Below are 3,417 nucleotides of genomic sequence, written 5' to 3' on the forward strand. Positions count from 1 at the left end.
TCGCCGAGATCGTCATCATCTTCGCCGCCGACAACAGTTTCCCCAAGAAATTCAGCGATCGCCTCAGCTTGAGTAGAGCTAAAGAATTCGATAATTTCTTCTTGAGTAAATTCTTTCGCCGCGAATTCTTCGGGAGACAAATCGAAGAACTCAGCCAATTCACTAGAGAATCGAGAAACGACAAAACCGATACTCAGTTCTGTTTGAACCAGACTAATCTCTAGGGAGAATTCAGCTTGAAACTCAGCATTGAGACCGAGGTCAACAATTTGTTCATCTGTGAGGTCATCAAATTCCTCAACAGGTTCATCAAGGATGGAATTAATATCCTCAAGGGAGAACTGTTCATCATCGAGAGACCGTTGCAATTGATATTTAACGTAAGCAATATCAACCTCAACAGATAAACCCTCAACAGTAGTCACCGAGTTAGTGATAAACCACTCTTGAGCCAGTTCCAGAGTCACATCATCGGCATCAATTTCCAGTTCGCTGGCAATTTGTTCCGACTGAGCCAGTAGAAACTCATCAAGCCGTTCATTAGGAACCGTGAGGACTTCCTCACCAGTAACAGCGGTGATATCAACTTCCAAAGTATGAGCGATCGCCGATGCAAAGACAGTCCGCACATAGTCAATATTGAGAGTTTCTTGGAAAAGTTGAATTTCCACATCACCGATAATTTCTTGGAAATCGGCATCAAACACCAAGGTAATCAGATGGCGATCGCTCAACTCATCCAAACCCTCAATTTCCGTCCCCAAAATCTCATTTACCTGTTCCAGGGTCAGGGTTTCATCTAGCAGTAACCCTTCCAATTGATTCTGAACATAAGCAGTATCAACATTCAGGAAAGAGAAACTTTCCAACCATGCGTTAACCGCCAGATCGCTGGAAACAATAGCCGCGTTGAAGGTTTCCCGAATATAGTCAATATTAAGCGCACCTTCAATGCTGAATTGTTGAACACCGATATTCAGCGCAAAATCACGGATCTGAGTTACCGAAAGTTCATTGATGGAACTTACCCGGAAAAATTGTGCGATCGCAGTTTCCGCCGCCGAACCATGTTCTTCCAAGTACGCTTCAACATTAAACCAGTGTAGGGAACTGACACTAACCTCCTGTTCATAGAGATACTCTACAATTTGGAGTTTAGTAACTTCGCTGATGCTTTCCACCCCAAAAGTCGCTTCGACATCTCCAGTAAAAGTAAACCGGAAGTAGTCATAATCAACTATCTGAGACAAGCCACCATAAATAAAATCGAGAACCACATTAGTGCTGAGAGTTTCTACGTTTTCCACACCGTAGAATTCTATTAGCAAGCTGCTGTACTCTTCCCGCAGAATTTCCAGTGCTTCCTCATCTACCACTTCAGCCAGGCTCAGACCCTGCTCTAAAGCCTGACCAACCACAAAACGATAAATTTGCTGTTCACTGAGAACCGCTACATTTCTCACTCCATAAAAAGCTCTCAGTTGAGCCGCATATTCAGTCCTGACAACCTCAAGATTAAACGGAGTTAGCGTATTTTCAACATCAAAGCCTTCAGTAAATAGATAGAGGCGAACCTCATCATCAGTCAGAGTTTCCAGCGTCCGACCTAAAGACTGTGCCTGTTGTTCCAGTGCCGCTCGATATTTAATTTTAGCAAACCGGATGTTAATAGCAGGCGCTGCATCCCCAAACACAAATTGAACTACATTTTCCTCCGTAAAATCTTCGCCAAAAGTAGCCGTCAGAGCCTCCGAGAAAATAGTCTGGTAATAGTTGACATTAACCACATTAACCAGCTCATTAACCCGTCCCGAAACTCGGCTTTGATTGATGACGAACGAGTTAACTTGACTATCGCTCAGAAACCTGACATCCGAAACTCCGAAAAATGCTTGCAGTTCAGTCCCAAATAATCGGCGAATTTCAGCCAAGTTAATAGGAGTAGGGTTAACACCCAAATTTGCTCCCGCACCCAACGTGAAAGAAATCACCTGTTCCGAACTTAAAGAATTAACCTGTTCTACCTCAATTTCGTAGAACTCAGCCAGTTGTTCAGCATATTGAGTCACCACATAGTTAACATCAACCTTAACATTAGCTTGAATGCTGTTGATTACCTGCTGCTCAGACAGTTGTGTAGCGCTCTCAACATTGAAAAATTCCTGAACTTCTTGCGATTGGCTTTGTTGCACGAAATCCAGATGTACAAACACAGAAGGATTAACGTTTTCTGGTAAGCCTTCCCGTTGAATAAATGCCAGCACTTCCTGCTGAGTAGCACCTTCTCCCAGAGCTGCAGTGATTCGTTCACCATAGATAGATTGCAGATAGCTAAAACCTAATTGAGCCGAGGTATTTAACCCTTCTTGCAAACCAATGGTATTTACAAAGGTAAATACTTGAGAGTTGGTGATTTCGGCAATTTCAACACCAAAAAATGCTTCTAAACGCTGGCGATGAACTGCTCGGAAGTAGTTGAGACTTACTAAGGTAGAAGGAGTGACTCGTTCTAAACCCTCGTCGGAACTGATAAACCGCACAATCTGAGCATTAGTCAGGTTAGCAATTTCTGTCCCAAAGTGGGATTCAATAGCTGTCACCGACTGCTGATTTGACAGTATGAAATTCAAATCAATCAGAACTGACGGACTCTGACCCTGTTCCAGACCAACTTCAACAATGTAACTGAACAGTTGAGCATTAGTAATATTCTCAATGGAAGTCCTAAAGAAGGCTTCTATTTGGCTGCTGTAGGTGGCTTGAAAGTGAGCAAAGTTTATATTCGGACTGGGGGAAAATCCACGCTCTAAGCCTTCCCCTTCTATGAAGTTGACAATTTGCAGGTAACTTAGCTCTTCAACAGAGCTTACGCTGTAAAATTCGGTTAATTGCTGACCAAAAGTCCTTACATAAAACTGGATATCGACAAAAGGAGATGGGTTAATCCCGGCTTCTAAAGCATTCTCATCTAGCCAATCTAAGAGTTCCCGAGTGGAAATCGTGGTAACATCTTGAACCCCGAAAGCTATTCGTAACTCAGCTTCATAGGTGGTCAGAATGTAATCTACATCCAGAACAACGTCTAATGGTAATTCGGGTTCTTCCGGTTCGGGTTCGGGTTCGGGTTCGGGTTCGGGTTCGGGTTCGGGTTCGGGTTCGGGTTCCGGTTCGGGTTCGGGTTCCGGTTCGGGTTCGGGTTCCGGTTCGGGTTCGGGTTCGGGTTGCTCTGCTATAGGAGGTATTACCGGTAATGGGGGTATCTGTGGAATCTCGGGTGCTGTAGCATCGATATCATCATCGACATCATCATCGACATCATCATCGATATCATCATCGACATCATCATCGATATCATCATCGACATCATCATCGACATCATCATCGACATCATCATCGACATCATCATCGACATCATCA

1 pseudogene is annotated in these 3,417 nt (G+C 43.8%); it reads right to left on the minus strand.

From position 1 onward, the window contains the following. Positions 1-3,417: pseudogene (locus P5683_RS17215) on the minus strand (energy transducer TonB); the annotation flags it as partial.

The sequence above is a fragment of the Limnospira sp. PMC 1279.21 genome (genome assembly GCF_032349615.1).
GTDB classification, from domain to species: domain Bacteria; phylum Cyanobacteriota; class Cyanobacteriia; order Cyanobacteriales; family Microcoleaceae; genus Limnospira; species Limnospira fusiformis.